This window comes from Brevibacillus sp. BD137, from assembly GCF_041644655.1.
In the GTDB taxonomy this organism is placed as follows: domain Bacteria; phylum Bacillota; class Bacilli; order Brevibacillales; family Brevibacillaceae; genus Brevibacillus; species Brevibacillus brevis_D.
On sequence record NZ_JAOTNO010000015.1, the window covers coordinates 130,061 to 136,060 of the forward strand.

At 46.5% G+C, this 6,000-nt stretch carries 4 protein-coding genes; 3 read left to right on the top strand and 1 reads right to left on the bottom strand.

Going from position 1 to position 6,000, the window contains the following annotated elements:
* Window positions 1-45: 45 nt before the first annotated feature.
* The 3 genes from ODZ53_RS25160 (at window position 46) to ODZ53_RS25170 (ending at window position 5,155) form a co-directional block, all read left to right on the top strand.
* Window positions 46-2,046 (top strand): S-layer homology domain-containing protein, encoded by a 2,001-nt coding sequence (locus tag ODZ53_RS25160; RefSeq protein ID WP_372680863.1) that lies wholly within the window; start codon window positions 46-48, stop codon window positions 2,044-2,046.
* Window positions 2,043-3,539 (top strand): S41 family peptidase, encoded by a 1,497-nt coding sequence (locus ODZ53_RS25165; RefSeq protein WP_372680865.1) that lies wholly within the window; start codon window positions 2,043-2,045, stop codon window positions 3,537-3,539. The genes ODZ53_RS25160 and ODZ53_RS25165 overlap by 4 nt, the downstream gene beginning before the upstream one ends.
* A gap of 131 nt (window positions 3,540-3,670) precedes the next feature.
* On the top strand, window positions 3,671-5,155 hold the full coding sequence (locus ODZ53_RS25170; RefSeq protein ID WP_372680867.1) for an alkaline phosphatase family protein: 1,485 nt from the start codon (window positions 3,671-3,673) through the stop codon (window positions 5,153-5,155).
* On the opposite strand, the gene ODZ53_RS25175 is transcribed toward ODZ53_RS25170, so the two are convergent.
* The gene (locus tag ODZ53_RS25175) at window positions 5,109-5,789 is read right to left on the bottom strand and encodes an endonuclease/exonuclease/phosphatase family protein (RefSeq protein WP_372680869.1); all 681 of its coding nucleotides are present in this window, start codon (window positions 5,787-5,789) and stop codon (window positions 5,109-5,111) included. The two genes, ODZ53_RS25170 and ODZ53_RS25175, sit on opposite strands and share 47 nt — an antisense overlap.
* Window positions 5,790-6,000 lie beyond the last annotated feature (211 nt).

Genomic DNA, 6,000 nt, shown 5'->3' on the forward strand with positions numbered 1-6,000 from the left:
ACCAACCTTTTGTTGCCTGCCAGATGAAGTGTAGGAGGATTTTATGTGCAAAAACTAATCCGGACAATTTCTTGTGGATTACTGACATTAAGCTTACTCACCCCCGGCGTCGCTTCAGCGGCTGGGGGCTTATTGCCATACAATGACATCAGCAAGCACTGGGCGAGAAATGCAATCATTCAAGGCGTGCAGCTCGGTTTGTTTGAGGCTGGTCCAAATGTTCCGAAGTTTTACCCAAATCGTGACATGACACGTGCGGAATTTCTCGTCATGATCGATCGGCTTTATTACGGGGGGCAGTATCAGATCTATCCGCTTACTTTCTTATCCGAGCATTCGGAGTGGGCGAGGGCAGAAGGCTTTCAGGAACCGTATTTGCCGTATAAAGATGTTGACCGTCTGACGTGGATGTACAAACCAACGCTGCGCATCTCCACGATCTTGGATAGACTGTACGGCCCAAATGCGATTCAGTACATTTTTCCTGGTGAGATGATGAAGCCGAATCAGCCGATCACCAAAGAAGAAGCTGCCAAGATATTGCAAATGTTTACCATGTCTCCAGATAGTAAAAATGCGTGGGAAGAAGTGCGTTCGTGGGGATGGCTAGAGGGAGAAAAAACGGAACGAGTGAAGCGAGGAGATGCTGCGGTCGCAGCTGATCGCATGGTGAATTATTTCCTTCAGGATGGAATCATGCCTCTGCTGGATTACGACGGGAAAAAGTTCCCCATGGTCCCGGATCTCGAAGAGGTATTGCCGTTATTCGCAACCTATGCAGATCCCAAAACAACAGAAGAACAGATTTATGTAGATGCGGCTGCCGCTATTCGCAGTAGAAATGATAGTGAAGAGACATTTGAACAGTTACGCAAGCTGGCGGATGCCTCCTTCCCCAATCAAGTCGGTGTTCACTATTTACTGAGCTGGAATCCTGAAACACCGATTGAAACCAATCTGGAGGAAGCTTTTCTTTCTATCGACGCTTACTTCGAAGACAAAATCATTCTCCCGGAAACACTCGGGCTGTTGAGTGCCAATGTGTACGATATCGCCTTGCAGCTAGGGAACAAGGATCAAAGCCAATACAAAAAAGTGCTTGACCGACTTAGTGCTTATGAACAAAAAGTGAAGCAGGATTCCAAAGAGTGGGAATCGCTCGCTATGTATTTGGGGGCACTGGAAATCAGGAGTGGTCAGGTAGACCTGGCGCTGGCTCGTTACAAGCGATTTGCCGACAGGAGCCCGGAGGCATTGTTGAATACTTCCTACTATTATTTGCAGGAAGGACATATGCAGGAAGCTGAAGAGGTTCTTGCTGCGATGAAACCCAAAGCTTCAGACAGCAGAATGAATCAGCTGCACAAAATGTTGCGTCAAGAGTTTGCCTCTTTAAAAGATCAGCCAGCTATTATTTCTGATTTGGGGTACTCTTTGCGCCAGTTGGACAATGCCGACACCTATCAAGTGAAGGGTGAAGCGGTGTTGAGTGGATTGACGTTCTCATACACGCAGGATGTTAACAAGGAAAAGCAAATAAGCAGAATATCCGGCTTTTATCAATCTCCGCAAAAACTAATATCAGACAAGCTGCTCTCCTATACAGATGGGAAAACAAACACGCAATACTCGTATGATACGGATCGGCAGGCATGGGATAAGAGTAGAACGGACAAAGTTGACTTTTTGCACGAGTGGGTTGGTGCTGTCAAGGTACCCGATCGTGCCAAGGAGCTTCATGCACGCTACTACAAGCAATCATACGGGAAGTACGATGTCATTACGGAGTGGATTCCGGGCTCCATGCTGGTAGAGAAATCAAAGAAGGTTACGCTCGGACAGGGAAAAGTGAAAGAGGTTCCCTTGTTCATGAACAAGTATTATATTGATCGAGCTAGCGACCAAATTGTCAAACATACATGGCGTTATGAAGAAATTTATGAGGGCGACGGATACGTAGCCTATTCGGGTACCGACAATTACGACTTTACAAGCAATGTTGCATTCTCGATACCTGATGATGTTCGAAAAGGGGTGGCGCCATGAAACGAATTAGTCAATGGGCAGTAGCAGCTGTACTGCTACTCACAACTGTTCTTCCTGTACAAGCGGCAGAGTATCCTTTCGAAGAAACAGAAGAAGTATTCCAGCACGTCATGCAGAGCCACTTGAGCAAACCGGTAGCCAAACAATTGGTAAAAGGGGCTCTAGAGGTGGTCAGTGAGCAGGCTAATCAGAAAAAACAGCTTCAATTCAAAGTTTCTGAAGAAGATGACACCTGGGACGAGTTGGAATTGAGGCTTGTAGAATGGCAGAAAAAAGGCGGGTTTGATACGCCGACGATGAACACTTGGGCGATTGATGGAATGCTCTCTACACTCGACGACCCGCACAGCGTATTTTTTACGCAAGATGAATTGCGTTTGTTCCAATCTGACGTTGAGAATCAATTTGTCGGATTTGGTTTTCGTCTCCGGCGGCAAAATGATCATATTATCATCCGTGAAATCGTTCCGAATTCTCCAGCAGCAGCTTCTCCTTTGCAACGAGGCGATCAGTTGATCAAAGTCAATGAGACCTCGCTGGTCGGAAAGACTTTTGAAGAAGCATATGCTTATTTGAGGGGTAACGAAGGGACTGAAGCCGTTCTTACTGTATATCGTCCATCTGACAAACGGGAGCACCAGATAAAGCTGAAGCGTGCCTCGATGACCTTGCCGGAAGCAGAAGGACAGATGTTTACGAAGGGCGCGGTTGGCTATATCAGTCTTGAAACATTCGGATCAGAAGGAGCCATCCAGGTAAGGGATAAGCTTGCTGAACTATCCCGTGTGCAAAAGCCGTTGTCCGGATTGGTGTTAGACCTGCGGGATAATGGCGGGGGATACTTGTCCACAGCGCGGGATATCGCGAGCCTCTTTATGGAAGAAGGCTTGCTCATGTATACCACGAATCGCAATGGGGTAGAGGTAGAGACGTGGGTACGAAATGGGCGGGATATCGGCATTCCAGTGCGAATTTTGGTAAACGGCGGAACCGCTTCTGCATCTGAGCTGTTGTCAGGTGCGCTGCGTGATCATGGCATCGCCAAACTTGTGGGTACCAAGACATTTGGAAAAGGGAGTGCCCAACAAGTAATTCCTTTGTCAGACGGCGACGCACTCAAGCTCACATTGAATGAATATTTTACCCCTAAGCATACTGTGGTGAATCACGTAGGGCTGCAACCGGATATGGTTGTGGAGGATTATGGAGCACAAGTAGTAGAAGCTCTCCATTCATTGAACGTCAATACATGGGAACTGAGTGACGCAGAAGGCGATACCGTCATCAATGGAATTCCTTTCCCTACGGTAGATCCTCTCTTTAAACAAACGCCTCAAGGGCTGCAAATCCGAGCTGCTGTACTTTCGCATTTGCTGGGTGATCCGTCCATCGGCGAAAAAGATTACGTAGTACTTGCTCCGTATTTGAAGAAGTACCCTGCACTAAAACAGCAAACGAAAAATGGTATCAACACTCTCACATTTACTTCGTGAGCATGGTCCCCTGTCGCTTTTTGGCGAGCAGGGGCTTTTTCTTTTTCAGGCGTATACTCGGTCATGCAAAATCGAACACTATCAGGTGCGACTATGACTATTACTATTACGAAGAGAAGGGTGGCAGCCGGATGAAAAAGGTCATATTATTCCTGATCGACTCCATGATGCCTGATGTTCTGGAGCGATGCATTGCTGCCAATAAAGCACCGGCGCTTCGGTTTTTCATGGAGCATAGCCAGTACATACCAGATTGTGTGACCGTTTTCCCTACAATGACGGCTTCGATAGATTGCTCTCTCATTACGGGAGTCTACCCCGATCAGCACAAAGTACCGGGTTTAGTTTGGTATGATGCAGAGCAGAAACAGATGGTGAATTATATTAATGGGGTCGCTTCTATCCGAAAAATAGGCATCTCAAGCTGTGCCGAAAACGTCCTTTTTGATTTGAATGAACGTCATCTGAGCAAGGATGTCAAAACCATTCATGAGGTACTGGAAGAAAACAAACTTGTATCTGGTTCCATCAATGTGATCGCCCATCGCGGACATAAGCAGCATAAAGTGAAAATGCCAACCTTGCTTGATACAATTACATCTTTTTCCCTGCGCGAAAAGGTGAGTGGTCCAACGATCATGAGTATGGGGACACTGGTGAGCCCGGCGTTATTTCGTACCGTCCCCTGGGGCTTCTCTCAATCCGCTTTGGAAGGCTACGGAATTAATGATACTTATGCAATCGATGTGATGATTGAGGTGATTCGCAGTGGTCATCAGCCACATTTTACGCTGGTCTATCTACCAGAGAATGATCATAAACTCCACAAGTCCCCGGAGGATGCCGTACAGCACTTGGCAGATGTGGACAAGCAATTGGCTCGTTTGCTGGATAGCTTCGCATCATGGGAGCAAATGCTGGAGAGAAATGTATGCATTTTGATTAGTGATCATGGGCAGACCGTCATCGGAGAAAGTGAGGACCACAATATTCCGCTGAATCATCTTTTGGCGAATTTTTCGGTCCATGCGCTTGGTACGGATGTGACATCAGAAGTGGAAGTAGTCATTTGCAATAATGAGCGCATGGCCTATTTATATCCAGTGAATGGAACGGATCCACTTTCTATTGTAGAAGCGGTTAGTGTGGAAGAAAGAATTGATTTGATTGCTTGGAAAGAGGGCGCGAAGGTAAAGGTGCGTCGGGGCGGAAAGCAACAGGAAATTTGTTTTTGGCGAAACGGGGAGTATCAAGATGCCTACGGTTCTTCTTGGTCCGTTGAAGGAGATGTTACCGTGCTGGATGTGCAATATGATGGAGAGTGTCTTTCTTTTGATACATATCCGGATGCTTTTTCTCGACTATACGGGGCATTGTTCTCGCAGACCGGTGACGTGGTAGTCGTTACCGCCGCCAAGAGCTATGAATTATTATCGGAATGTGCACCCACGCATTTAGGGGGAGGAAGCCATGGATCCCTGCATAAGCAAGATTCTCTGATTCCGTTAGTGATTGCAGGGGCATCGAAGTTGTTTCCACTCCCAGCAAGACTGGTAGATGTCAAAGACTTTATTCTCCGTGAACTGGGGATTCCGTCAGCCTCAAATCCGCAATGACCGGGACATGATCGGACCAATTGACAGGTAACAGCTCGTAGTGCTCGATATTCCAGTGATGAGAAACAAAAATATAGTCCAGGCGTCGGCGGAAGGAAGGAAGCGTTGGTTTTTTTTCCTGACCTGAGACAAGGGCACAGTCCATCAGGTGTGGAGTAAAGGACACATTACTCGCGTTGAAATCCCCCATTAGGAGTAATGGAGCTTTTGCGTGTTGCTGTATCAATGTAGACATGAGTTGTAGCTGGGCCAGTCTGCTTACTTGATTTAAGCTGCAGTGTGTAACACAAAGTGTAATCGTACGTCCGAATCCTTGGAAGGATGCATACAGGAGGGTTCGTTGTTCTTTTCTGGCTGGTAAAACGATAGCCTCGACATTTTCAAGCGCGTACTTCGATAGTAGCGCATTGCCGTAATACCCATCTCCTATCGAGATCGAAGGGGAAAAGGCCAGGTGATATTGTAATTGATCGGCGATGTAGCTCGCTTGATACCCATACTTCCCGTTTTGATGAACTTCCTGAAGACCGATGATGTCTGGTTGCAAGCCCTTTAAGGTCAGAGTCATTTCGTTCAGCCGGTTTCGCCACCAGAGGTCACGTCCGCTATGAATGTTATAGCTGACTACACGCACCCTTGTTCACTTCCTTTGTTTTGACGTCATTTTTTTAACTTATTTAGTTTTCCCTATTGCATTAGGTTTTAGTCTATGCTATATTAAAAAACGTCGCCTCTGCTTGAGGCACAGATGGTATGAAATGCTCCTTGAAAACCGGAATAGAATTAATCTGTGAAAATAAGCTTGTGTTTTACTTGAAGTCAGATTCATCTTCAAACTTTATTGG

Excerpts from the sequence above, each read along its gene's own strand:
- ODZ53_RS25165 (WP_372680865.1), top strand. The coding sequence starts at position 2,043 with ATGAAACGAATTAGTCAATGGGCAGTAGCAGCTGTACTGCTACTCACA.
- ODZ53_RS25170 (WP_372680867.1), top strand. The coding sequence starts at position 3,671 with ATGAAAAAGGTCATATTATTCCTGATCGACTCCATGATGCCTGATGTT.